Origin of the sequence: Saccharothrix mutabilis subsp. mutabilis, from assembly GCF_039521145.1 — a bacterium.
Lineage (GTDB): Bacteria > Actinomycetota > Actinomycetes > Mycobacteriales > Pseudonocardiaceae > Actinosynnema > Actinosynnema mutabilis.
In genome coordinates, this window is the sequence record NZ_BAAABU010000013.1 from 69,266 (window position 1) to 93,993 (window position 24,728).

The window sequence follows — 24,728 nt, forward strand, 5'->3', positions numbered from 1 at the left end:
GCACGCTCCGCGAGCCTCCACTCCAGCATGGAATCCGACTTCTGGTACGACTCGTGGGCGATCGGCGGCACGAAGACCAGCTTCCACCTGCCGAACGTGCACGAGCACGCCCGCCTGCTGGACCGCCTCGGCCTGGTCGCCGGCGCGCGGGTGTTGGTGCCGCTCTGCGGCAAGACCGCCGACCTGCGGTTCTTCGCCGAGTCGGCGGCGGAGGTCGTCGGCGTCGAGCTGGTGCCCCGGGCCGTCGAGGAGTTCTTCGCCGAGAACGACCTGGACCCGGTGGAGGAAGAGCCCGACGTGTTCCGCTGCGGCAACCTCGTGATCCGCCGCCAGGACATCTTCAAGCTGACGCCGCGGATGCTCGGCCCGGTGGACCTGGTGTACGACCGGGCCGCGCTCATCGCCTTCCCGGAGGACATGCGCCGCCGCTACGCCGAGGCGATCACCCGGCTGGTGCGGCCCGGCACGCGGTACTTCATCAACACCCTGGAGTACCACCCGAAGCTGCCGACGCCGCCGTTCACCGTCGGCCCGGACGAGATCGTGGAGCGCTTCGGGCACGCGTTCGAGGTCGAGCACGTGGCCGCCGAGCCCAGGCCGGAGCACCGGATGATCGAGAAGTTCGGCCTGACCAGCCTGGTGGAACACGGCTTCCTCCTGCGCGCCCGCTGACAGACCCCTCCCGGTGCCGCCTGGTTCCGGCGAAACCGGGAGGGGCTCGCGTTGATCGCGCTACGGTCTGAAGTGACGTCGTCTCGCGCAGGAGGTTGGGATGTTGGCCGACGCACTGCTGGCAATCGCCGCCGCCGGTGGAACCGCCGTGGTGCAGGCAGCGGGCACCGAGGCCTGGACGAGCGTGCGGCAGCGGGCAGCGCGGCTGCTCGGTCGTGACGCCCCCGAACGCGAACGGGCCGAACTGGAACGGCTCGACCAGACCGCGGCGGCGCTCGAAGTGGTCGAACCGGAGCAGGAGGCCGCGCTGCGGACCCGTCAGGAGGCGTCCTGGCAGACCCGGTTCGAACTGCTGCTGGAGAGCGCCGACGACGCCGAGCGCGAACGGCTCGCCGACGACCTGCGCGCCCTGGTCGAGGAGGTCGCCGAGGCGCGGGGCAACGGCGTGTCGGGCAACACCTTCCAGGGCCCGACTGCGTTCCAGGTCGGCAACCACAACCGCCAGGACATCCGGTTCGGGAACGGCGCGTGACCGGCGACCCTCCACCGGGCGCAGGCTTTTCGGGCAACACCTTCCACGGACCGGCTCCGTTCCAGCTGGGCGACAACAACGTCCAGAACATCCACTTCCACGGATCGCCGGCGGCGGATCCGTCTCGCCGGGAGCTGGTGCTGGCGGGCGCGGCGCACACCACGCGGGGAGAACTGGCCGCGGCGATCCGCCGGGACTGGGCGGCGGCGCGGCGGCAGTTCTTCGAGGGCCCGGCCACGGCGGAGTCCGAGGGCTGGATCGGCCTACTCACCTGGTTGCGGGCCCTGGACGACCTCTCCCCCGGCGACGTCGGCGGTCGCACGGAACTGATCGACCACCGGCTGCGCGACGACGGCCTGCCGGCCGACCTGAAGCTGCTGCACCTGCTCGGCTGGCTCGACCCCGGGGGAGAGGCGACTTACCGCGGGCACCGGGTGACGGTCCGCGGGCTGGTCGACGTCTGCCTGGGCGCACAGGAGCCGATGCCCTTCGAGGACTTGTGCCGGTACCCGCTGCTGGAGGCCCTGTCCCGGTTCCGGGAGCTGAACGAGCTGTCCGCCGTGCAGGACACGTGGAACGACCGTCAGCGGCGGTTCGAGCGGATCCACCCCCTGCACCGCGAGGACGTGCAGCCCGCCCACCTGCTCCTCCTGTCCTCGCTCGACGACCCGCATGCCCGAAAATGGCTCCGGAAGCGGGCCGGGATGACCCCCACACCCTCTGCGCCGGTGGACTGGTACGACACGCTGCTCGATCAGGCCGGCGCCGAAACACCGTTCGGGCACGCCGTTCGCATCCTGCTCGGGGAGTCCGCGGCGGAGGAAGCCGAGGCGCGCCAGGAGCGGCGGCGAGCCGAACGCAATCAGCGTCGGCAGTGGAAGGCGGTGGAGAAGCGACAACGTGAGCTGTCGGACTACCTCGCCCAGCTCATCACTCCGGAGAACGTGCGACTCGCGGTCCTCCGCGCCGTGGCGTGGCACGGCATGTGGGGCGGCTTCACCGCCGTCGGCTACTGGCTGGTGTGGGGAAGGAACGGCGTCTACCCGGCGACCGCGGCGGTGTACTTCCAGATCGCGCTGCTGACGCTGCTCAGCCTGGCAGTGCAGATCCCCCGGGTTCGCCGCCTCGGGGCGGCATATCGTCCCCCGATCACGGCCATCGCCAAGTGGCTGCCTTCCAGTGCGACGGACCTGCGTCGAGCGTTCGGAAGGCTCGTCCTCGCCGGCTTCTTCCTGTTCGCGCAAGACCTTCTGGCCGAGCTTGCTCTTGTTCCGTACTACGAGAAGCCGAACGTCACCCATACGGGGGCGACACTCGCCACCATCCCCTTCGTGCTGCTCGCGCTCGCAGCGCCGGCATACGTGTGGTTGACCGGCGACAAGCTGCGCGCCTGGGACGAGGAACATCGACGGGTGATGCGGCGGTTCGGCCAATCCGCCGACTGACCAGCCCGCCGGTGCACGCCGCCGTTCACCGTGCCCGGCGGGTCGGCCTCAGTCGAAGAAGTCCGCGCCACCACCGTCGTCGCCGCGGTTGCGGCGGTGCGCCGCCCCCATGATCGCGAGCAGCGACCACAACAGGAACAACCGGCTCCTCGACATGCCGTGCACCCTCCTCGACGGGGACCAGCGCCCGTCGGCGAACCGCTGGGCGGCTGCCTCCCAAGCCCGTACAGCGCAACGGTCATCTGGGAGTGCACCCGCGAACACGCCACAGCCGGTGGTGGCCGCGGTGCAGCGGTTACCCGGAGCGGGGAAGTCGGCTGATCGCCCGGATCAGCTCCGCCAGGACGCCGTCGCGTTCGTAGAGCCGTTCCTCGAAGCCCCGGTAGTGGATTTTGCCGTAGGTGACTTCGCTCGCGGTGGGGCCTTGATCGCTGCCGTCGCCCACCGTCTCGGTGTGCCAGGTGAACGTCACCGCCCCGGTCTCGGCGTAGGGGATCTCGAACTCGTGGCCGACGTGGATGCGCCGGTCGGTGAACGCGACCCGTCCCAGGTAGCCGATCAACTCCTCCTGGTCGGGTATGGCGTGCGCTTTCCGTATCGCCACCGCCCGTTTGCCCGGGTTGACCGGGTCGACCCGGACGACGGACGGGTGGTTGAGGACGGCGCGCAGCAGTTGGTCGAAGGGTGGCAGCACCACCACCGAGCCCGCCTTCTCCAGGTCGAGCACCGGCGGGCGTCGCCATTGGGCGGGTTTGGAGAGGTCGACTGTGCCGGAGCGGAAGTCCGAGGTGCCGAACGACACCTCTCCGCCGGCGAACGCGGCCCCGATGAGCGACACCTTCGCGCCGTCGAACACCGCGTCGTCGAAGGAGACCTCGGCGCCTTGGGCGAACACCACGCCGCGGAAGGAGACGTCGCCGACGAACCGCGCCGACCGGAACGACACCGAGCCGCCGTCGAACACCGCGCCGCTGAAGTCGCCGCCGTCGAAGACCGCCGACGTGAAGTCGAAGTCGTGCCCGTTCCAGCCGACCGCCGCCCCCGGCCGCAGGTGGTCCCGGATCAGCCGGATGACGGTGAGGCGCACCTGCCGTTCCTCCCGCGCCGCGCGGTCGTCGTCGGACTCGTCGCCCGCCGGTGGCCGGTAGGGCAGCCGCAGGTACCCGCAGAACACGTCGATGCACACCTGGCGGCGGATCGCCCAGTCGTCGGCCAGGTCGGCCATCGCGTACACGCCGGCGAGCCGCACCGCGGCCTTGTCGGAGCCCAACTGCTCGGCGACGCGGGCGTAGCGCTCGTTGAACAGCCTCGTGTCCTCACGCGCGTGGTCCGCCTCGCCGAGGCGCTGCTTGCGGTAGGCGATGACCAGCGCGGTCACCCCGCCGATGCCACCGGTGACCGTCAACGCGATGGTCAGCAGCCGGTAGCGGCTCTCGGCGTTGAAGTCGACCGGGGCGGCCGGCGCCAGCGGGGGATGACCGAGCAGCCACCACCACATGGCGAACGCGGAGCCGGCCGTGATGACCAACCCGATCAGGACCGCCAACGCGACGTGCAGCGGCAGCAGCGACATCCCCAACGGGCGCGACGCGGGTGGGCGACCTCTCCGGGCGCCGCTCCTCTTGAGCACGGGTAGAGGCTACGGGCCGGGACCGCGCCGATGGCGTGGGTTCGCGTCATCCGACCCGTTCCCGGATCCGATGGGACGTCCGCCGACGTGCGAGGATGGCCCGCCGGAAAGTGCGAGGCCTGCGGACACCACCGGGAGCTGTTGTGACGATCGAGGATGTGGCGGCCGGTGCGGCGCGGCGGTTGTTGTCGGTGTTGCGGGAGATCGCCGACGAGGTCGGGCCGCGGGCGGGTGCGGTGGGGCGGGTGGCGGACTACATCCCGGCGTTGTCCGGCGTGGATCCGGCCGCGTTCGGGTTCGCCGTGGCCGGAGTGGACGGTGAGGTGCTCGGGGTCGGGGACTGGGAGGTGCCGTTCTCGATCCAGAGCGTGTCGAAGGTGTTCTCGTTGGCGCTGGCGTTGGCCGGTGGCGACTCGTTGTGGGCGCGGGTGGGGCGGGAGCCGTCGGGGAATCCGTTCAACTCGTTGGTGCAGTTGGAGCACGAGGACGGGATTCCGCGCAACCCGTTCATCAACGCCGGTGCGCTGGTGGTGACCGATCGGCTGTTGACGCTGACCGGGGACGCGCGGGGTGCGGTGCTGGAGTTGTTGCGTGCTGAAAGCGGCAATCCGGCGATCGACTTCGACGCCGGCGTGGCGCGGTCGGAGGCGGCGCGAGGTGACCGCAACGCGGCGCTGGCGCACTTCATGGCGAGCTACGGCAACCTGGAGAACCCGGTCGAGCAAGTGTTGGAGCACTACTTCTGGCAGTGCTCGATCGCGATGAGCTGCCGTGACCTGGCCGCCGCCGGCCTGTTCCTGGCGCGGCACGGGCTGCGCGGCGACGGGTCGCGGTTGTTGGACCGCAGTGCGGCGAAGCGGATCAACTCGATCATGTTGACGTGCGGGGCGTACGACGCGGCGGGCGAGTTCGCGTTCCGGGTGGGGTTGCCGGGCAAGAGCGGTGTCGGGGGCGGGATCCTGGCGGTCGTTCCCGGGCGGTGCACGCTGTGCGTGTGGAGCCCGGCTTTGGACCGGCACGGCAACTCGGTCGCGGGTGTGGACGCGTTGGACCGGTTCACGACGCTGACCGGCCTCTCGGTGTTCTGACCCGGCACCGACGAGGTCACGGCCGGGTGGACGGGTCCTCGGTCGCGTCGACGCTGCTCTCGGTGGTGGGAGCCGGTGTGGTGGTCGGCTCCGGCTCGGTCGTGGGGGCGTCCGGGGTGGTCGTGACCGGGCGCTCCCCCGTCGTCGGGACCGAGGTGGGGCGCGCCGTGGTGGGTGGCGGCGTGGTGGGTTGGGCGGTGGTGGGGCCGGGTGCGTCCGACGTGGTCTTCTGCGGGGCCAGGACCGCTACGGCCGGGGGTTGCGGTTGGCCGGCTTCGGGTCGCGGTGCACCGGAGGTGGGTTGCGCGGCGGGTTCGGGGGCCGCGGGTGGGGCGGCCGGGTCGTTGCCCGTGGAGGCCGGGGTGGAGTTGAGCGCCGTGGTGACGGCCATCGCCGTCAGGAGCGCGACGGTCGAGCCGGCGAGGGCTTTCCACACCGTGCGCTGCTTGGGGATGACCACGGTGTCGGCCGTCGGGGAGTCGACGGGAACGGGCCTCGCGGGAGCGGCCGCGGCGGACAGGGCGAGCGCGCACTCCCGGGGCGTGGGGCGGTCGGCGGGCGGTGGGGCGGTCATCCTGGTCAGCAGGTCGCGCAGGTCGGCGGGGACGTGCTCCGGGAGGGCGGTCCGGTCGCGCCCGCCGGTCAGGCATTCGAGGAGGACCAGGCCCAGGGCGTGGACGTCCACCTCGGGGCCCGTCCCCTGCTCGGGGGCGAGGTGGGCGTCGCCCTTGTCGTCGAGCAGGACGTTCGACGGCTTGATCTCGCGGTTGACCACGCCGTGCTCGTAGGCGTGGGCCAGGGCCTGGGCGACGTCCGCGCCCACGCGGCGCACGCGGTCCGGCGGCATGGGGCCGCGGTCGATCTCCTCGCGCAGGGTGTGGCCCTCGACCAGCCGCATCACCACGAACGGCCGGCCGGCGTCGGTGTCGGCGTCGTAGACCGCGACCAGGCCGGGGTGGGACAGCGCCGCCAGCGTGCGCACCTCGTCGTCGAACCGGCGGGCCGTCTCGGCGTCCGGCGCGGCGGGGAACACCTTGACCGCGACGTGCCGCTTGAGCAGCGTGTCCCAGCCGCGGTGGACCTCGGCCGTCCGGCCGCCACCGATCCGCTCGTCGAGCCGGTAGCGCCCGGCCAACACGTTCTCGCTCACCGACCGTGACACTGTGATCCCTCCGGTCGTGGGGGCGGCTCCGACATCAAGTGCCCCACGACCGGGCCGCCGAAACGACCGTCCACGATCTGGGACACCGTCGCGGTGGCGGGTCCCGACGCGGCGGTGGTCAGTCGAGGGTGGTGTCGGCGGTGTCACGGACGGCCACCGCGGCGGCGTTCTCCTGGTAGCTCTGCTCGGACACCAGGGTCACGCGGGCGGTGGCCTGGAAGGCCGGGATGGTCGCCGCGCCGCAGGAGGCCATCGTCGCCTTGATCTTGGCGACGGTCAGGGCCAGGGCGTCGCCCAGGTCGCCGACGTAGGGCACGTAGCCGTCCACGCCCTCCTCGAAGTGCAGCTTGTCCTCGCCCTGGTCGTAGCGCTGCCAGTTGCGCGCCCGGCTGGAACCCTCGCCCCAGTACTCCTTGAACACCGAGCCGCCGATGCGCACCTTCTTGCCCGGCGACTGGTCGAACCGCGCGAAGTAGCGGCCCATCATCACGAAGTCCGCGCCCATCGCCAGGGCCAGCGCCATGTGGTAGTCGTGCAGCAGGCCGCCGTCGGAGCAGATCGGCACGTACTCCCCCGTGCTCCGCGCGTAGGCGTCACGGGCCTGGGCGACGTCCATGACCGCGCTGGCCTGCCCGCGCCCGATGCCCTTCTGGTCGCGGGTGATGCAGATCGACCCGCCGCCGATGCCGACCTTGACGAAGTCCGCGCCGGCGTCGGCCAGGAACCGGAACGCCTCGCCGTCCACGACGTTGCCGCCGCCGATCGGCACGCCGGGGAACTCGCGCTTCACCCAGCGCAGCGCCTCGGCCTGCCAGTCGCTGTAGCCGTCGGAGGAGTCCAGGCACAGCACGTCCACCCCGGCGGCGACCAGCGCCGGCACCCGCTCGCGGTAGTCGTGCGTGTTGACCCCGGCCCCGACCCGGAACCGCTTCGCCGCGTCGGTCACCGCGCCGGGGAACTGCTTGTGCTCGGCGTAGTCCGACCGGAACACCAGGTGCTGGAGGTGCCCGGCGCCGTCCACGACCGGCAGGCAGTCCAGGCGTTCCTCCCACAGCAGGGTGTTGGCCTCGGACAGGGTGATCCCGTCCTTGCCGCACACCAGCGCGTCGGCGGGGCGCATCCGGTCGGCGACCGGGAGGTCCAGGTCGTGGCGGTCGACGTGGAAGTCGCGCGAGGTGACCAGGCCGACGAACCGGCCGTGCGGCGAGCCGTCCTCGGTGACGGCGGCGGTGTTGTGCCCGGTGGCCTTCATCAGGGCGACGAGGCGGCGCAGCGGGTCGGTCGGGCGGACGGTGGTGTCGCTGACCACGAACCCGGCCTTGAAGTTCTTCACGAACCGCACGGCGTCGGCCTGGGCGTCCACGGACTGGTTGTGGTGCAGGAAGCTCAACCCGCCGGACCGGGCCAGCGCCACGGCCAGCCGCGGCGAGCTGACCGCCTGCATGATCGCGGAGGTGAAGGGCACCGACAACCGGATCGCCGCCGCCTCGCCCACCGGGTGGCGCACGAGCCCGGTGCCCAGGTCGACCTTCGCGGGTGTGCAGTCCGCCGTCGTCCGGTTGGGCAGCAACAGGAATTCGTTGAACGTGCGCGACACACCAGCGACGATCTCGACCACGAGCGCTCTCTCCGCATCCGCCGTGCCGGGAGACCCCGGACTCCACCACGAGTCCACAGCCTTCCACACCGCTGCCGTCGGGCCGGTCGCGGCGCTGGCCCTCCGGCGACCGGCACCGGCGCGCCACTTCGACCGGCCGACCCCGCTCGCGCACGGCCCCGGGGCTCGGTGGCTTGGGCGGGCCGAACCCGACCAACGCGACGTGCCGCTGTGAGGGGTGGGGAGGCGGTGTGCCTCCCCACCTCCGGCTCACCGCAGCGGGTTGCTGAACGCCTTGCTGTCGCACTCCGGGATGAACGTGTCACGGCACACGTAGATCACGATGGTGCGGATGCCCTCGATGTCGCTGGCGCCCACGTTCGACCAGTAGGTCGAGGTGTTGCAGCCGGCGTTGTGGAAGCGCTTGGTGCCGGTCCAGCGGTAGTCCACGTCGATGTACCAGAACACCGGCTGGCTGTCGCAGGCCAGGTCGGAGATGTTGGCCTTGGCGATGTTGAAGCTGTTCCAGCTCTTCCAGGTGATGGTGCCCCAGACGCGCGCGTGCTTCGTGCCGTTGGTCTCGTAGATGTCGTAGCTCGCGTACGACTCCGCGAACGCGGGCGACGCGCCGACGCCGACGATGACGGCCAGCGCGAGGGCCATCGACGTCAGCGCCTTGATGATGTAACGCACAGTACTCCCTTAAGTGCCCCAGTACACCCGAACGGGTGTGCCGAGGCAGTAAACATGCGAGCAACCCTCATGATCAAGTGATCACAGTTGACCCGTATCGACTCACCCCGCCCCCTGGTGACCTGTCCGAGGTAAGCCGGTGGTCTCGATCGAGCGGGTGTGCCGAGGACGTACCGCAACCTCCGCCGGGTGCTGGACACCTGCCGGGTGGATTCGTGGCCTCGGACGGTGATGTCGCGTCCACAGTGGAACCGAATCGGGGCAGGCTCGGTGCAGCGACCCTCGACGCCAAGGAGCGCAGCGATGAACTCCACCTGGTCACACCGCCGCATCACGGTTCCCCTCGCCGCCGTCGCCCTCGCCACCGGGGCGGTGTCGTGCGGGGACGACGATCGCGGGGCGCGTCTGTCCGAAGACGACGCGAGTGTGGTGTGCCGTGGCGCGGTGGACCTGAGGTTCGAGCCGAGCATCAACTGGCGGCCCAAGACCATCAACGCGACCGGCACGGGCGCCCTGGACGGGTGCGGCTCGAAGAACGGCTCCCACCCGACCCTGAAGTCCGCGCGCGTGACCGTGACCGGTTCGGGGACCGAGACGTCCTGCACGGGCATCGGCGCGGTCAGCGGCACGGTGGACATCACCTGGTACGACGGCGACGGCCGGACCGGGCGAACAGTCGGCACGACCCGCGTCGTCATCGACGACATCGGGAAGGTGCTGACCGGCCACACCACCGCCGACAGCCCGGTGCTGCCGGGGCGCGACGTCACCGCCGAGGGGTCGCCGACCAGTGACGTCTCGTCGTGCCCGTGGGGCTTGGACTCGGGCTCGGCGGCGGGTGCGATCGCGTTCGGCTGACCCGTATCGAAGTCGACGTGCAGCCACTCGCACCTGGCCGAGGCCGTGCCGTTTGACGTGGGCCTACCGGTCGTCCAGCACCAGGTGCGCCGGGGCGATGTCGGCGGAAACCCCCACGCGCGCGGCCGGGGTCGACCACAGTGGGTCGGGTGGGCGGTCAAGGGGGACGCCGGGCGCTGCGCCTGGCCGCGGTGTGGTTGACGGCGGTGCCGGCGTTCGTGCTGGTGGGGTGGCTGGTGACGCTGGCGGTGGGGGTGAGCAGTCCGCTCGCGGCGGCGTTGGCGCTGCTCGGGCCGGCCGCGATGTTCCTCGTGCTGGCGACGCTGGACCCGGGCCTGAGCCCCCTGACGCGGACGCTGCCGGGGCGTGTGGTCTGGTCGGTGGCGGTGACCGTGGGCGGGACGGTCGGGACCCTGTTCCTGGTGGCCGTGCTCGGCGCCGGCTCGCTGTGGCCGGCACCAGTACGAACGCCGGGTGGGCGGTGTCGTGGTGACCGCGCGCCTGGGCGAGCGGGACGACGACGCCGGCTACCGCATCCGGCTGGCCACGGACGAGGAGGTCGTTCGCCTGCTGCCGCCGGTCGCGGGTGAGCACGGCTCGGTCACGCTGTGGCGGTTCGCCGACACCGTCGGTCGGTTGTTCGGCGGACGCGGGTAGGGCGGCTGTTTCCGGCACCCCTGCCGGGGTATCAGGCTCGGGTGAGCGCACGGGAGCGGACCGCCGAGTTGAAGCGCGTGGCCGAGGAGCGGTTCGGGTGGGCGGACCTGCACGAGGACCAGTTGGCCGCCATGCGGCACGTGATGGCCGGGCACGACGTGCTCGCCGTGCTGCCCACCGGCGCCGGCAAGTCGGCCATCTACCAGGTGCCGGCGCTGCTGCTGGACGGCCCGACGCTGGTCGTCTCACCGCTGATCGCCCTCCAGCACGACCAGATCGAAGGGCTGGAGGACAACGCCGTGCCCGACGCCGTGGCGGTCAACTCCAGCCAGGCCGCCGGGGAGCGCACGCAGGCGTGGCGGGCGGTGCGCCGGGGTGACGCCGAGTACCTGTTCCTCGCGCCCGAGCAGTTGGCCAAGGACGACGTGCTCGACGCGCTCGGCGAGCTGGGCGTGTCGTTGTTCGTGGTGGACGAGGCGCACTGCGTGTCCTCCTGGGGCCACGACTTCCGGCCCGACTACCTGCGCCTGGGCCAGGTCGTCGAACGGCTGGGCCACCCCCGGGTGATCGCGCTGACCGCGACCGCCGCGCTGCCGGTGCGCGAGGACATCGTGACGCGGCTGGGCCTGCGCGACCACCGCGAGGTGATCGGCGACTTCGACCGGCCCAACCTGCGCCTGGCGGTCGAGCGGTTCACCGAGGACGCGGACAAGCGCGCCGCCGTCGTCGCCCGCGTCCGCGAGCTGACCGCGGACCCCGCGACCCGCCGCGGCCTGGTGTACGTGGCCAGCCGCAAGGACGCCGACCGCTACGCCGCCGACCTGGCCGACGCCGGGGTGCGGGTCGCGCGCTACCACGCGGGCATGAAGGCCGCCGACCGCGAGCAGGTGCACGGGCGGTTCCTCGCCGACGACGTGGACGTGGTCGTGGCCACCTCCGCGTTCGGCATGGGCATCGACAAACCGGACGTGCGGTTCGTCCTGCACGCCTCGGCCCCGGACTCGCTGGACTCCTACTACCAGCAGGTCGGCCGGGCGGGCCGGGACGGCGACCCGGCCACCGTCACCCTGTTCTACCGCCCCGAAGACCTGCACCTGCAGAAGTTCCTCACCGCCGCCAAACCCCCGCTGGAGCCGCTGCGGCAGGTCACGCGAGCCCTCGCCGGCCACGACTCCCCCGTCCGCCCCGAGGACCTGGACGACGAACTCGACACCTCCACCGCCCAGCGCACCAGGGCGGTCAACCTGCTCGAACAGGCCGGAGCGGTCACCACCGACGACACCGGACGCCTGGACTACTCCGGCCGCGCCCCCGAGGAGGCCGTCGCCGACGCCGTCGAGCTGGGCGAGGCGCACCAACGCCTGGTCCGGTCGCGCATCGAGATGGTGCGCGGCTACGCCGAGACGACCGGCTGCCGCCGCCAGTTCCTGCTCGGCTACTTCGGTCAGCAGCGGTCCGGGCGGTGCGGCAACTGCGACACCTGCGACACGGCCCCGGACGACTCCCCCGCCCCCGGCGACACCACTTTCCCGGCGAACACGCCGGTCCGGCACCAGGAGTGGGGCCGGGGCGTGGTGATGTCGACCGAACAGGACCGCCTCACCGTCCTGTTCGACGAAGTCGGCTACAAGACGCTGTCGTTGGCCGCGGTCACCGAAGGCGACCTGCTCACCCCGGAGTGACCGCGGCCGGAGTCCGATCCTGCCAGCTCGTCCTCGCGCTGTACCGGTCGGGCCGCCAGGCCGACGCCTGCGCCACTACCGGCTCGTCCGCGACCGGCTGGTGGAGGAGCTCGGCGCGGACCCCGGGCCCCAGCTGCGCGGACTGCACCAGCAGATCCTGGAAGGCGAACCGCCCGCGCACCCGCCACCGCCGGTCCCCCGCCAACTGCCCGCCGCGTCCGTGCCCAACGACCCGGACGGCCGGGCCGCGCTGTACCGGAGCCTGGTCGCCGGCAAGCGGCTGCTCGTGGTGCTGGACAACGCCCGCGACAGCGAGCACGTCCTGCCGTTGCTGCCCGGCGGCGGCACGTGCACCGTGCTGATCACCTCCCGCCACCGGCTCACCGGACTGGCCGTCAGCCACGCCGTGCCCACGCTGGAGCTGGACGTGTTCACCGACGCCGAGGCGCGGGAACTGCTCGCCCGCCACCTGTCCGACCGGCGGCTGCGCGCCGAACCCGACGCCGTCACCGGGCTGCTGCGCTGGTGCGGCGGGCTGCCGCTCGCGCTGGGCGTCATCGCGGCCCGCGCCGCCACCCACCCGGAGTTCCCGCTGTCCGTGCTGGTGGACGAGCTGCGCGACGGCGTCGCGGCGCTCGGGTCCGACGGGTCCGGCACCAACCTCCGCGCCGTGTTCGACGCTTCGGTCCGCGTGCTGCCCGACGCCGCCGCCACCGCGTTCACGTGGCTGGCCGCCGCGCCCGGCCCGGACATCGCCCTGTCGGCCGCCGCCGCCACGCTGGACGTGCCGCCCCGACGCGCCCGCGAACTGTTGCGCCACCTCGAAACCGGGCACCTGATCCGCCAACACACCCCCGGCCGCTACCGCATGCACGACCTGGTCCGCGCCTACGCCACCGAACGCGCCCACACCGACCCCCGCGCGGCCCTGCGCGTCATCGACCACTACGCGCGCCCTGATCGCCGACCAGGTGGCGGTGTGGCGGACCGCCGACGACGCCGCCGACGCCGGCGGACAGCCCGACGCCCGCGCCCTCACCTCGTGGCGACTGGGCACGGCCCTCGCCCGCACCGGCGCGCTGGACGAAGCCACCGTCCACCTGGAACGGTCACTCGGGCTCTCCGACGACCCGTCCGGGCAGGCGAGCGTCCACCAGAGCCTCGCCTGGGTCCGCGAACAACAGGGCGACGACCACGCGGCCCTGCACCACGCCACCAGCGCGCTGGAAGTCCTGCGCACGCTCGGCGTCCCGATGAGGGAGGCGCACGCGCTCAACCAAGCCGGCTGGTACGCCGCGAGAGTCGACGACCTTGAGCCGGCGCAACGGTTCTGCGCGGAAGCCCTGGAGATCACCCGCCGGCACGACGACCGGGACGCCGAAGCCCGCGTCCTGGACAGCCTCGGCTACATCGCCCACCTGGCGGGCGCAGATCGAGGCAGGCTCGCGGTGAGTTCGTCGTCCGGGGCGCGGGCGAGTCGGGCCGCCTGACCGGCGTCGAACCACGCTTTGGGCGTGGCCAGGTGCAGGGCGCGGTCCACGCGGGTGACGAGGACCGCCGGCAGCAGGGTCGAACGCGCCCGGCCGGTCGTGCACCCCGGCGTGCAGGTGCACCGCGGACGGGCAGAACGCGACCGTGGTCCGCATCATCGGCCACGCGTGCCCGATCACCGGTCAACCACCCGGCGCCACCGTCGTGCGAGTCATCGAACCTCCAGCGTGCCTCCACCCTCAGGCCCGCCAACTCCGCCCGCACGTCGAACCCACGCGATCAGCCGACCGTCATCCCGGTGACGCCCGCCGTCGCCTGCTGACCCTCGTGCGAGCTCCGCGCCGACCCCCGCGTTCACGCGTTGGACGCCGGCACCCGGTCCTCGGCGCGGTAGGCCGCGCTGACCCGCGCCAGCCACCGGGCGTCGGAGTCGAGGTCTTCGGCGTAGGTCATGGGAGGAGGGGCGTGGGGTTCGGCGACGGTGGTGCCGTGGTCGCGCAGCGCGGCCCGGATGCACGCCGCCTCGGCTCGCGCGGCGGCCTCGTCCGGGTCGCACCCGGCCAGGAGCGCCTCCCGGTGCGCGGTCTCGTACACGGCGGCGTCGAGGTGCGGGCGCAGCGGACCGATCAGCGCGTCCCGGATCTCGATCACCTGCCGGTGCACGCTGTCCCGGGACCGCGGCGCGGGCGGCAGGACGGCGCGGACCGCCTCCGCCAGCGGGGCGAGCGCCGTGCGGAGACGCCGCCGCTGCCGCCGGCGGGCCAGGCGCGGCCACAACGCCGGAACCGCGAGCCCCACCGCGAAGCAGGCGACCGCCGGCCCCAGCAGCATGATCTGCACGCCGTCAGGCCCGCTTTCGACCCACGGCAGCCGGACGCCCGCCGCCGCCGACACCAGGTAGACGACCTTGTGGGTGGCGTGGATCAGCGACAGCACGCACGCGGTGCCGACCAACCGCATGCTGATGCGCAGCGGCGTGGACTCCACCGCGCGGTTGCGCCACGCCAACAACAGCAGTTCGACCACCGCGACAGCAGTGCACAGCACCCAACTGACCACGTACACGGCGACGAACGTGTCGTCGCTGCCGCGCGGCCCCACGAGCGGCCGCCCGAGCCGCAGCGGTCCCGCCACGTAGCACGCGGTCACCAGCGCGAGCGCCACCGGCAGCCACCAGCGCCGCCACCGGGGCAGCGGCTGGTCCCGCTCCACCACTGCGCGGGCGAACGCCGTGGAGAAGTGGCAGGAGGCGATGAGCGCGCCGTGCTGGAGCAGCTGCGGCAACCCGGGCACCTCACCCAGCGCCCGGAACACCACCCAGTAGAGCTGCGGGAGGCCGATCGCGAACGAGACCTCCAGCAACAGCAGGGCCAGGAACACCGCGCGCTTGCCGCGGTCGCCGGGGTGCCGCCGCATCGACCTGCCCCGGACGACGAGCACCGCCCCGAGCAGGACCAGCACGGCGATGTGGAACAGGTCCGCAGTGCGCACGTCAGTCGCCCAGCACGCGCAGCAGCTTGGCCGCGGGGCCGTCGGCGACGCCACGCCGCCGCCGGGCGAGCACCGCGTACGCGAAGTCCTCGGCCTCCCGTTCCTCCCGCTCGCTGAAGGTGCGGTGGCGGCGGGCGAGCATGACGCGCAGCGCGTCCGGTTCCAACGCGCTGAACAGCGGGCCCAGAGCGTCGGCCACGACCGACGACCGGGCGTGCCCGTGCAGGATGTGCCCCAACTCGTGGAGGATGATGTGCTCCTGGTGCGGCCGGGAGGTGTCGGACTCGTAGCAGATGACGTCGGCGTGGTCGGCGGCCAGCCACAGCCCGGACACGCCGAGCGCGCCCAGCGGCGTGCCGAGCAGCAGGATCGGCCGCCGGCGCCGCGCCCCCAGTTCCGCGCACAGCCCGTGGACGTCCTCGAACGTCGCGACGGCTGCTTCCGGCTTGCGGGGGAACCAGCGCCTCACGGTGTCCCCGCCTCCGGGTCACCGAGCCCTTCGAGCTTGCGCAGCTGCTCGGTCAGCGCGGCGACCGCCTCCAGGCTCCCGTCGGACAACCCGACCAGCCGGGTGGCGGCGCGCGCGATGCCCGCGTCCCGCATGGCCGCGGCCAGCCCGAGCTGGGTGGTGACCTGCTCGGTGGTCTGGTCGTCGAAGAAGTAGGCGACCGGCACGCCGAAGAAGCGGGCCAGCTTCTCCAGCGTCTCCTTGGTCGGGTTGGTGTTCTTGCCCGACCGCAGCGCCGACAGCAGCCCGGTGGACAGGCCCGTGGCGGTCGCGATCTCGGGGTGGGTGAACGGCTTGCGGTCCCGAGGGTGCACGGTGCGGATGAGGTAGTCCACCTTCTCCGCGAGCGAGCGTGGCGCCTGCACAACCCTCCTCGGCGTGCCGAACCGCGACCGGCGTCCCGGTGCCGATCACTGTGCTGATCCCGATCAGCGAGCAGCATACCGTTCGGTGACGCGCCCGGGCCCGCCGGCGGTCGGCGCCACCGTCAACGCCCACGCGCCCGCACCGGCCGCCTCGACTGCGAACCGAAGACCGCGAAGGCCGGGACCACCCAAGGCCATGACCACCAGGGCGAGGTACACGAGGAACGTCCCGACACCGCCGGTCCGCTGCCCAGCACGCTGGGTGACTCGGGGACGTGTCGATCTTCCGCGATCGGTGGCACGCCGCGCCCTTGGCCCACCGCCCGCGCAATATTCCGACCTTTGATCAGCACTGAAATAATCATGAGTATTGGAATAAAGGGCATTTATGCTTCAGGCATGTCCAGCACCGCATCCGTGTCCACTCAGGACATTCTGAACGACCCGTTCCGCGCCCAGTTCGAGGTGTTCCTCGACGAGCACCGCCGGATGCTCAACGCCTGCCTCGACGGGTTGAGCGAGGAGCAGGCGCGGCGGTCGTTGGTGCCGTCGCGGACGACCCTGCTGGGGCTGGTCAAGCACGCCACCTTCGTGGAGAAGGTGTGGTTCGACGAAGCGGTGACCTGCCGGTCGCGGGCGGAGATCGGTCTCCCCGCCACGCCGGACGAGTCGTTCGTCCTGGCGGACACCGACACCGTCGCCTCCATCCAGCGCGCGCACCGCGAGGCCTGCGAGGCGTCCCGGCGGGCGACGGCGTCCCTGGGTCTGGACGACCTCCTCCACGGCAACCGCCGCGGCCCGATCCCGTTGCGCTGGGTCTACCTGCACGTGCTGCGCGAGCTGGCCCAGCACTGCGGCCACGCGGACATCCTGCGCGAACAGATCCTCAGTCCCGCTAAGGGTTGAAGCTCAGGCTCCAGGAGTCGATCGTGCCCGTGGTGCCCGGGGCTGTGTCCTGGGCTCGTAGGGACCAGCCGCCGGTCGGGTTCTCTCCGGTCGCGTCCACCACGTAGGCCGCTTGGACGTTGTCGCCGGTGTCGTTGTCGGGGATGTCTTCCAACAGGTAAACGCTGCCGTCCGGGGCGATCAGGTCCAGCCTCAAGTCGCCCCGGTTGGTGTGCTTGATGTCCACCACCACGCGGACCTGGGCGGTGGGGGTGGTTCGGCCGGTGACCGGGATGGTGTTGGTGACCGGAGCCCCGTTGTCGGGGATGGTCGTGTCGTCCTGGGTGTGGTGCTTCGACGGGGCCGGGAAGGTCAGGGACCAGGACTCGATCGTGCCCGTGTCGCCGGGAGCGGTGTCCGTGGTCCGGAGCCGCCAGGTGCCGTTGGCCGGCTCCGACGACGCGTCTACGGCGTACTCGGTCAGGACGTCGTCGTTGTCGCTGCTGCCGGTCAGGTTCTCCAGGGCGTACAGGGTGCCGTCCGGGGCGACCAGGTCGAGTTTCAGGTCGCCCCGGTACGGGTGGCGGATGGCCACCGCGACCCGCAGGCCGGGCGGGACGTGGCCGGTGATGCCGGTGATCGAGATGGTCGACTCGGTGGTGGTGTTGTCGGCGACGGGAACGGGCGTCCGGTTCGCGAAGACGGTGCCGGGGGCCACGGCTTGCAGGCCGCCCAGGTGCAGGCTCCAGCCGTCTATGGTGCCGGTGTTGCCGGTCACCGCGTCGAACGCGCGCAGCCGCCACGTGCCTGCGGCCTTCTCGGCGGACGCGTCCACCAGGTAGGTCTTGAACACGTGATCGGTGGTGTCGTTGTTGGGGATGTCTTCCAAGAGGTAGACGCTGCCGTCCGGGGCGATCAGGTCGAGCTTGAGGTCACCGCGGTTGGTGTGCTTGATGTCCACCGCCACGCGCGTGCCTTGCGGGGCGTTGCCGGCGACGTTCGCGATCGTCACCGAGCTTTCGGCCGTTGCCCAGGCGTCGTCGGGGATGGTGACGTCGCCGCCGTTCCACCACTTGGTGGGCGGCGAGGCCGGTGTCGCCTGCTTGTTCGCCGCCGACCACAGGCTCCATGAGGTGATGTCCACGGTGCCGCTGGTGCTGTCCCGGCGCACCGAGAGCTGCCACCGGCCGTTCGCGACCTCCGCTGACGCGTCCACTATGAACGTGCTCGCCATCGTACTGCCGTGATCATGTATGAGATATGATGTACCGTCCGGGGCGATCAGGGTGATCTGCAATTCGGTCAGCCAGTAGTAGGACGTGGCCAGGGAGAGGCGGAGGTCGGCGGGGGCGTTGCCGGGGACGCCGGCCACTCGTACCGACGACGTGCCGGTCACGCCGCTGGTGGTGCCGTCCACGCGCAGCGATGAACCGCGCAGTTCGGGCCACACGACGGCGGACGTGGGTGTGCCAGTGGGCGCTGCGGACAGGCTCCATGTGTCCACATGGCCCGTGTCGCCCCAAACCCTGTCCCGGACGCGGAGCTTCCACACGCCGTTGGCCGATTCGGCGGAGCCGTTGAACGTGTAGGTCTTCGACACGTCGTCCGCGTCGCCGGTGCCGGCGAAGTCCTCCAGCAGGTAGGCGGTGCCGTCCGGGGCGATCAGGTGCAGGACCAGGTCCGCTCGGTAGGTGTGCTTGACGCCCACGGTGACGTCCCACTCGCGCGGGGCCATGCCGGTCAGGCCGGAGACGGTGAGCGGGGATTCGACCACGCCGTAGTCGGGGATCGACGTGTCCGTGCCGTTCTCCACCCGCCAGGTGGCGGGCAGGGTGGACTGGGGGCTCGACAGGAGTTGGACGCTGAAGCCGTCCACGGTGCCGGTGTTGCCCGTTTTGAGGTCGGTGACGACCAGGTCCCAGCCGCCGTTGGCGAGCTGCGCGACGCCCGGCACGTGGTAGGTCTTGAACACGTCGTCACCGGTGTCGCTGTCGGGGAAGTCCTCCAACAGGTAGGTGGCGGCGTCGTCGGGGGTGCGCAGTTCCAGCTTCAGGTCGCCGCGGTTGGGGTGCTTGACGTCCACGGCCACCCGGACGTCCTTGGCCTCCGTCCCGGGCACGCCCGTCGCCCACGCCGACGTGGTCGCCGACGACCAACCGTCGTCGGGCAGCGCCACGTCCGAGCCGTTGGCGAACTTCGTCACCGGACCGGCGGCCGTGGCCTGCTGGTTCACCGGCGACCACAGGCTCCACCCGGTGATCGACACCGCGCCGCTGCTGCTGTGCCGCACCACGGACAGCTTCCACGACCCGTTCGCCACCTCGGCCGACGCGTCCACCGTGAACGTCCCCGGCATCGTCGCCGCACGATCATGTACGAGATATGATGTACCGTCCGGTGCGATCAGCGCGATTTGGAGTTCGCTCACCCAGTAGTACGACGTCTCGACCGTCAGGCGCAGGTCGGTGGGCGCGTTGCCGGAGATGGCGGAGACCCGCGTGCTACCGGTTCCCGACCCGTTGGCGTCCACGGCGAAAGACGACCCGCGCATCTGGGGCCAGGCCACGGCCGGGGCGAGCACCAGGCTCCACGATTCGATGGTGCCGGTCTCGCCGGACACGGTGTCCTGCACCCGCAGCGTCCACTTGCCGTTCAGGAGTTCCGAGGTCGCGTCCACTCGGAACAGCTTGGGCAGGACGGTCTTCTTGTCGTGCAGGGTGTACGGGGTGGCGTCCGGGGCGATGAGGGTGACCACCAACTGCTCGGGCTTGGGGTGGGTGATGGCCGCCTGCACCTGCATGCCGTTGGGGGCGTTGCCGGCGCCGGCCACGGTCAGCGGGCTCTCCCCCACGCCCAGGTCGGCCACCGGAACCCGGGTCTCGGTGAGCGCCAGGGGGAAGTCGACCACCGACAGGCTCCACGCGTCGATCGTGCCGACATCGCCCCACACGGCGTCCAGCACCTTGAGCTTCCACACCCCGTGCGCGCGTTCGGAGGACGCGTTCACCGTGTACGACTTGGCCAGGTCATCGACATCCGCCGTGCCGGTCAAGTCCTCCAACAGGTAACCGGTGCCGTCGGGCGCCTCCAGGTACAGCGCCAGGTCACCGCGGTGGGTGTGCTTGATGTCCACGGCCACCCGCCACACCTTGGGCGCCATGCCGGTCGGCTTGTCCACCGTGATGGGCGACTCGGACCACCCGTCGTCCACAATGGACACATCGGTGGTGTTCTCCGCCTTCCAGCCCGCCGCGAACTCGGCCTGCGCGCTGGGCAGCAGCTGGATGCTCCACTCGTTGATCGTCCCGGCCCACTGGTCCCGGGCGTCGATCACCTTCAGGTACCACGTCCCGTTGGCCAACTGCGCCACCCCGGGGAGCTGGTAGGTCTTCTGGACGTCGTCCCCGGTGTCGCCGTCGGGCACCTCCTCCAGCAGGTACGTCGCCGCGCCCTCCGCCGCCTCCAGCTCCAGCCGCAGGTCACCCCGGTTCGGGTGCCGCACGTCCACGGCGATCCGCAGGTCGCGGGCCATCGCGCCGGCCAGGCCGCACACGGTGGCCGCGCTGGTCGTCCAGTACCCGTCCAGGGCCACGTCGGTCGGGTTGGCGAACTTCGTGTCCGGCGCGGTGTCCGACGCGGTCAGGTTGATCGGGGCGGACAGGCTCCACGCGTTCACCGTGGGCGCGCCACTGGTGCTGGTGTGCTTGATCCGCAGCTTCCACACGCCGTTCGCGACCGCCGCAGCCGCGTTGAGCTGGTAGGACTTGCGCAGCGTGTACGGGTCTGGCTGCCGGCCGCACGCGTCGGCGACCGGGGGCGGTTGCGGCTGGGAACCGTTGTGCAGCACGTGTTCCTTGTTGTCCGGGGACACCAGGGACACGGTCAGGTCGCTCGCCCAGCTCCACGTCGTGTCGAGCGCGAGGGTGAGGTTGCTCGGCGCGTTGCCCGGCACCCCGGACACGGTCACCGACCGCTCGGTGGTCGTGTTGTTCCCGACGGCGAACGAGCTGCCGGCGATCTTCGGCCACGGCGCGGACACCGGCGCGAGGTTGCTCACCGGCGCGGCGATGCCCCACTTGACCAGCGTCCCGGTGTCGCCCAGGACCTTGTCCTCCACGCGCAGCTTCCACGTGCCGTTGGCCTGCTCGGCCGAGGCGTTGAACCGGTAGGTCTTGGCGAAGTCGTCCACGTCGCCGCCGCCCAGCAGGTCCTCCAGCAGGTAGTCGGTGCCGTCCGGCGCGACCAGGCGCAGCACGAGGTCGCCGCGGTAGGTGTGCTTGACCTCGACGGACACGCTCAGCTCGGCGAGCATGTCCGGGGTCAGCCCGCTGACCGCGAGAGCGCTTTCCGCCGTGGTGAGGTCTTCGACCTTCACCGGCTGGTTGGCCCAGAACGCCTTGGGCACGACCCCGCTGAGCGCCCAGACGTCGGCCGGCTCCAGCGCGACGGGCCGGGCCTCCACCTCGTCCACCACGCCCGCGAGGTGGTCCACCCACCACCCGTCGTGCCGGCCGCGCCCGATCACGAGCCCCTGCTCGGCGCGGGCGACGCTGGTGTAGGTCGCACTGGCCTGAAGGCGGCCGTCGACGAACAACCGCACGGTGTTCCTGGACCGGTCGTAGACGCCCGCGAGGTGGGTCCACTCCCCCGCCCTGGGCGGTGTCGTGCCTTTCAGGACCGTGTCCGGCACGGTGCCGTCGCCGGCGATGGTGAACATCCACGCCTTGTCGTGGTGCAGCCGGAACCCGCTGCGGGCCGGGCCGTCCTGGCTCAGCACGGTCTGCGCCCGGTCCACCGCGTCCAGCTTCACCCACGCCGCCACGGTGAAGCTGTCCGCCGGGTCCACCACCGGGCCCGCCGTGTACGCGTGGCCCGAGACGCCGTCCAGGCGCAGGCCGGCGTTCGTCTTCCCGGCGGTCCAGGACGCGCCGTTCCACAGGGCGAGGCCGTGGCCGTGACCGGTCGCGTCGGTGGCGTTGTCGTCCAGCCTCCACTGGCCGCCGGCGGCGAAAGTCGGTCCGGCCATGGCGTTGGCGACCTCGGCCGGCCCGAGGACGCCGGCGGTCACCTGGACGTCGTCGATCTCGCCGGGCCAGAAGTCGGTGAGCCAGCCGTCGTTCTTGCCCCGTCCGACCACCAGGGCGCCTTCGGCGTACCACGTGCTGCGGTACGCCTGGGTCTTCGCGAGCTTTCCGTTGACGTACAACGTGATCCTCCCGGCTGCGTGGTCGTGGACGCCGGCCAGGTGCGTCCACACGCCGACCTGCGGGGTGCCGTCGGCGACCACGTACCCGTCCCCGCCGCCACCGTCGGCGTCCGCGGCGGACATGCCGAAGCTCCAGCCGCGCGGGTAGGACGAGTAGCCCAGGGTGAACCCGCTGTCGCGGCGGCCGTCCTGGCTGACCGCCCACGCCCAGCTGTCCAGTTCGGTCAGCTTGACCCAGCCCATCACGGTGAAGCTGTCGAACGTTCCGCCGGCGGCGCGGGGCGCGACCGGCCCGCTGGTGCCCGCGTGGCCCTCCCGCCCGTCCAGGCGCAACGCGCCCGCCCCCGACCGGCCCGGCGCCGCCCAGGTCGCGCCGGTCAGGCCCAGGGTGTGGCCGCTGCCGGACAGGTCCGCGCCGGTGCCGCCCGTGCCCTCGTTGAACGCCCACTTGGCGGTGGGCGCGAACGACGGCGACCCGGCCCGGTGCTTGACCTCGGCCTCGCCCGCCGCCCACGGGTATATCTGGAGCTCGTCCAGGTCGCCGGGCCAGAAGTCGTCGGCCACGCCGTTGTACCGGGCCCGGCCGAGCGCGGTGGGGCCGCCGGCGTGCCAGGTGCTGGTGTGGTCGGCCTCGGCGGCGAGCCTGCCGTTGACGTACAGCCGGATCTTGCCCGCCTCGTGGTCGTAGACGCCGGCCAGGTGGGTCCAGACGCCGATCCGGGGCAGGGCGGTGGAGTCGGCGGTGGAGGTGGCGCGGTCGGTGGCGCCGTCCGCGCGTTCCATGCCGAACTGCCAGCTTCGCGGGAAGTGGTTGTACTTCAGCGCGAATCCGCTGTGGACGGTGCCGTCCTGGCTGAGTGCGGTGGCCCAGTCGTCCATGCGGTCGAGCTTGACCCAGGCCATGGCGGTGAAGCTGCCGAACGTGCCCCGCGCGGTCGGCTGGACCACCGGGGTCGCGGTCTGGGCGTGCGAGGACGTGCCGTCGAGGTGGATCGCGGCCAGGGTGCCGAGCCGGTCCTTGGTGGTGGTCACCGGGCCGGACACGGTCGCGTCGACGCGGGTGGACAGCGCTTTCGCGCTGGTGTCGAGGAGTTTGCCGCCGACGACGGAGTTGGCGTTCCAGTGCGCGTAGGCGGTGGTCACGAGCGGGCTGACGGTGAACTTGTAGGTGCGCGACGGGCCTTCGTTGCCGGCGCGGTCGACGGCCTTGGCCACCACGGAGTTCGTGATGTTCGGCGGGGTGGACTCGGTCGCGGTGTACGGGATGACGACCTTGCCGCCGGGCGTGTCGGCGGTGACCGGGATCGTCGCCGACGCCGTGCGGCCGATGCCGTAGCGGAAGCCGACCACGTCCTGGTCACCGCCCGCGTCGAGCACGAACGAACCCTTGGTGTAGACGGGCGCGCCGGTGGGCGGGTACTCCGCCGACGAGATCGTGGGCACGGTGGTGGGTGCGGTCCGGTCGACGGTGAAGCGGCACCACGGGCGGTCCGGGCCGGCGTCGAGCCGGTCGTCCACGGTGACGCCGAACTGGTAGGTCGCGCCGTCGCGCAGCGGCTGGGTGGCCGGGACGGGGACCTCCACGGTGCGGGGTTCGCCGTAGTCGGTGGCGGCGGTGGAGACGGCGGTGGGCGGCGCGCCGGTGTCCTCCCACCAGCGGAAGACGCCGCGGATCGGGCGGCCGGTCTTGCCGTCGGGGTCGTCGATGCGGGCGGACAGCTTGGGGGTGGTGGAGTTGACCAGCACGCCCTCGGCGCACGGCTTGCCGTGGACGGTGAGCTGGGAGGCGGGTTCGGGGATCGCGTTGTACTCGCCGACGACCGCCAGCACGGAGTCCTTCAGGCCCAGCTCGGCGACCTCGCGGTCCAGAAACTCCTTGGCGCCGTAGGAGTCGCCGTCCTCGCGGGCCTTGAGCGCGACCGTGGTGGTGGCCCAGCGGCCGGTCGCCGCCTCGACCATGAGGTCCCGGACGTCGAATCCGATGCGGCCGTGCGGGCAGGCGACCGGGTCGAAGCCCTTGGACGTGGTGTTCTCGGCGACCTTGCGCAGGAACGGGGTCGAGTCGCCCCAGGTGGTGGCGGGGCTGATGGCGCCGATGTGCCACAGCTCGACCGGCTGCGGGTCGCAGGACTCCGACCACCACTGGTAGATCTGGAGTTCGGCGCGGACGAGGTGCTTGCCCGCGATGGCGGAGGTGTTCAGCTCGTAGTAGGAGCGCCAGCGCAGGTTGTCGCCGCGCGAGCGCCCGACGCGGCCGATGTGCTGGGAGTCCCAGTAGGCGGCCTTCGCGCCGGTGGCGGTGTCGTGGGACAGCAGGGTCCAGTGCCGTTTCTCGCCCCAGGACGGGCTTTCGGCCTCGGTGGCCGACAGCGGGGCCCAGCCGGTGGCGGTGCGGGTGCGGACCGGGCGGGAGTACATCGTGGCGGTGAGGGTGCCGGAGGGGTTGGCGACGACCTCGGTGTCCTCGGTGCCCAGGGCGTCGACGGGGACGGGCTTGCCGGTGTCGCGCGCTTGGGTGACCGCCGCGTCCTGGGCGGCCTTGGCCGCGGCTGCCGCCAGCTCTGCGGGCGGGGTCGCGGCCGGTGGGGTCGAGGGGTCCGCCGGTGTCGAGGGGTCCGGCGGGGTTGTGGTTGGCGGCGTCGAGGTGGTCGGGGCGGCCGGGGGTGTGGGTGCGGGACCTGCCTGAGCCGCGCCGCTCAGGCAGGTCGCCGCCAGGAGGGCCGCGAGGGTCGTGCGCAGTGCGCGGGTTCCCGTTCTCACCGCGGC

The 24,728-nt window shown here is 72.0% G+C and carries 17 protein-coding genes; 9 read left to right on the plus strand and 8 right to left on the minus strand.

Going from position 1 to position 24,728, the window contains the following annotated elements:
- The first annotated feature begins 27 nt into the window (after positions 1-27).
- The 3 genes from ABD126_RS25120 (at position 28) to ABD126_RS25130 (ending at position 2,649) form a co-directional block, all read left to right on the plus strand.
- Entirely contained in the window at positions 28-672 is a 645-nt protein-coding gene (locus tag ABD126_RS25120) for a class I SAM-dependent methyltransferase (RefSeq protein ID WP_343936361.1), read from the plus strand.
- A 100-nt stretch (positions 673-772) separates the two neighbouring features.
- A complete protein-coding gene (locus tag ABD126_RS25125; protein ID WP_343936362.1) occupies positions 773-1,204 on the plus strand; it encodes a hypothetical protein in 432 nt (143 codons plus the stop codon).
- Complete coding sequence (locus tag ABD126_RS25130; RefSeq protein ID WP_343936363.1) at positions 1,201-2,649, plus strand: hypothetical protein; 1,449 nt, start codon at positions 1,201-1,203, stop codon at positions 2,647-2,649. Before ABD126_RS25125 ends, ABD126_RS25130 begins: the two co-directional genes overlap by 4 nt.
- A gap of 295 nt (positions 2,650-2,944) precedes the next feature.
- On the opposite strand, the gene ABD126_RS25135 is transcribed toward ABD126_RS25130, so the two are convergent.
- The gene (locus ABD126_RS25135; RefSeq protein WP_343936364.1) at positions 2,945-4,279 is read right to left on the minus strand and encodes a pentapeptide repeat-containing protein; all 1,335 of its coding nucleotides are present in this window, start codon (positions 4,277-4,279) and stop codon (positions 2,945-2,947) included.
- A 182-nt stretch (positions 4,280-4,461) separates the two neighbouring features.
- On the opposite strand from ABD126_RS25135, the gene ABD126_RS25140 reads away from it, so the two are divergent.
- Positions 4,462-5,367 (plus strand): glutaminase, encoded by a 906-nt coding sequence (locus ABD126_RS25140; RefSeq protein WP_343936473.1) that lies wholly within the window; start codon positions 4,462-4,464, stop codon positions 5,365-5,367.
- Between the two features lie 16 nt (positions 5,368-5,383).
- Here ABD126_RS25140 and ABD126_RS25145 read toward each other — a convergent pair whose 3' ends face one another.
- The 3 genes from ABD126_RS25145 to ABD126_RS25155 all read right to left on the minus strand — a co-directional run bounded on the left by ABD126_RS25145 (position 5,384) and on the right by ABD126_RS25155 (position 8,819).
- The gene (locus ABD126_RS25145; RefSeq protein ID WP_343936365.1) at positions 5,384-6,517 is read right to left on the minus strand and encodes a serine/threonine-protein kinase; all 1,134 of its coding nucleotides are present in this window, start codon (positions 6,515-6,517) and stop codon (positions 5,384-5,386) included.
- A gap of 130 nt (positions 6,518-6,647) precedes the next feature.
- Positions 6,648-8,147, minus strand: coding sequence for an IMP dehydrogenase (locus tag ABD126_RS25150; RefSeq protein ID WP_343936366.1), 1,500 nt, complete (start codon positions 8,145-8,147; stop codon positions 6,648-6,650).
- Between the two features lie 249 nt (positions 8,148-8,396).
- The gene (locus tag ABD126_RS25155; protein WP_343936367.1) at positions 8,397-8,819 is read right to left on the minus strand and encodes a hypothetical protein; all 423 of its coding nucleotides are present in this window, start codon (positions 8,817-8,819) and stop codon (positions 8,397-8,399) included.
- Positions 8,820-9,122: 303 nt separating this feature from the next.
- Here ABD126_RS25155 and ABD126_RS25160 point away from each other — a divergent pair, with 303 nt between their 5' ends.
- The 4 genes from ABD126_RS25160 (at position 9,123) to ABD126_RS25180 (ending at position 13,506) form a co-directional block, all read left to right on the plus strand.
- A complete protein-coding gene (locus tag ABD126_RS25160; RefSeq protein ID WP_343936368.1) occupies positions 9,123-9,677 on the plus strand; it encodes a hypothetical protein in 555 nt (184 codons plus the stop codon).
- A 474-nt stretch (positions 9,678-10,151) separates the two neighbouring features.
- The gene (locus ABD126_RS25165) at positions 10,152-10,334 is read left to right on the plus strand and encodes a hypothetical protein (RefSeq protein WP_343936369.1); all 183 of its coding nucleotides are present in this window, start codon (positions 10,152-10,154) and stop codon (positions 10,332-10,334) included.
- Positions 10,335-10,375: 41 nt separating this feature from the next.
- A complete protein-coding gene (locus tag ABD126_RS25170; RefSeq protein WP_343936370.1) occupies positions 10,376-12,016 on the plus strand; it encodes a RecQ family ATP-dependent DNA helicase in 1,641 nt (546 codons plus the stop codon).
- Between the two features lie 971 nt (positions 12,017-12,987).
- Complete coding sequence (locus ABD126_RS25180) at positions 12,988-13,506, plus strand: tetratricopeptide repeat protein (protein WP_343936372.1); 519 nt, start codon at positions 12,988-12,990, stop codon at positions 13,504-13,506.
- 355 nt (positions 13,507-13,861) lie between these two features.
- On the opposite strand, the gene ABD126_RS25185 is transcribed toward ABD126_RS25180, so the two are convergent.
- The 3 genes from ABD126_RS25185 to ABD126_RS25195 are packed head-to-tail and all read right to left on the minus strand — an operon-like array spanning position 13,862 to position 15,871.
- The gene (locus ABD126_RS25185) at positions 13,862-14,998 is read right to left on the minus strand and encodes an MAB_1171c family putative transporter (RefSeq protein WP_343936373.1); all 1,137 of its coding nucleotides are present in this window, start codon (positions 14,996-14,998) and stop codon (positions 13,862-13,864) included.
- 1 nt (position 14,999) lies between these two features.
- Complete coding sequence (locus ABD126_RS25190) at positions 15,000-15,467, minus strand: M78 family metallopeptidase domain-containing protein (RefSeq protein ID WP_343936374.1); 468 nt, start codon at positions 15,465-15,467, stop codon at positions 15,000-15,002.
- Complete coding sequence (locus tag ABD126_RS25195) at positions 15,464-15,871, minus strand: helix-turn-helix domain-containing protein (protein WP_343936375.1); 408 nt, start codon at positions 15,869-15,871, stop codon at positions 15,464-15,466. The genes ABD126_RS25190 and ABD126_RS25195 overlap by 4 nt, the downstream gene beginning before the upstream one ends.
- A 417-nt stretch (positions 15,872-16,288) precedes the next feature.
- Here ABD126_RS25195 and ABD126_RS25200 point away from each other — a divergent pair, with 417 nt between their 5' ends.
- The gene (locus ABD126_RS25200) at positions 16,289-16,777 is read left to right on the plus strand and encodes a DinB family protein (RefSeq protein WP_425542882.1); all 489 of its coding nucleotides are present in this window, start codon (positions 16,289-16,291) and stop codon (positions 16,775-16,777) included.
- Here the strand turns inward: ABD126_RS25200 and ABD126_RS25205 are convergent.
- Entirely contained in the window at positions 16,767-24,722 is a 7,956-nt protein-coding gene (locus ABD126_RS25205) for a proprotein convertase P-domain-containing protein (RefSeq protein WP_343936377.1), read from the minus strand. The genes ABD126_RS25200 and ABD126_RS25205 overlap by 11 nt on opposite strands.
- Positions 24,723-24,728 lie beyond the last annotated feature (6 nt).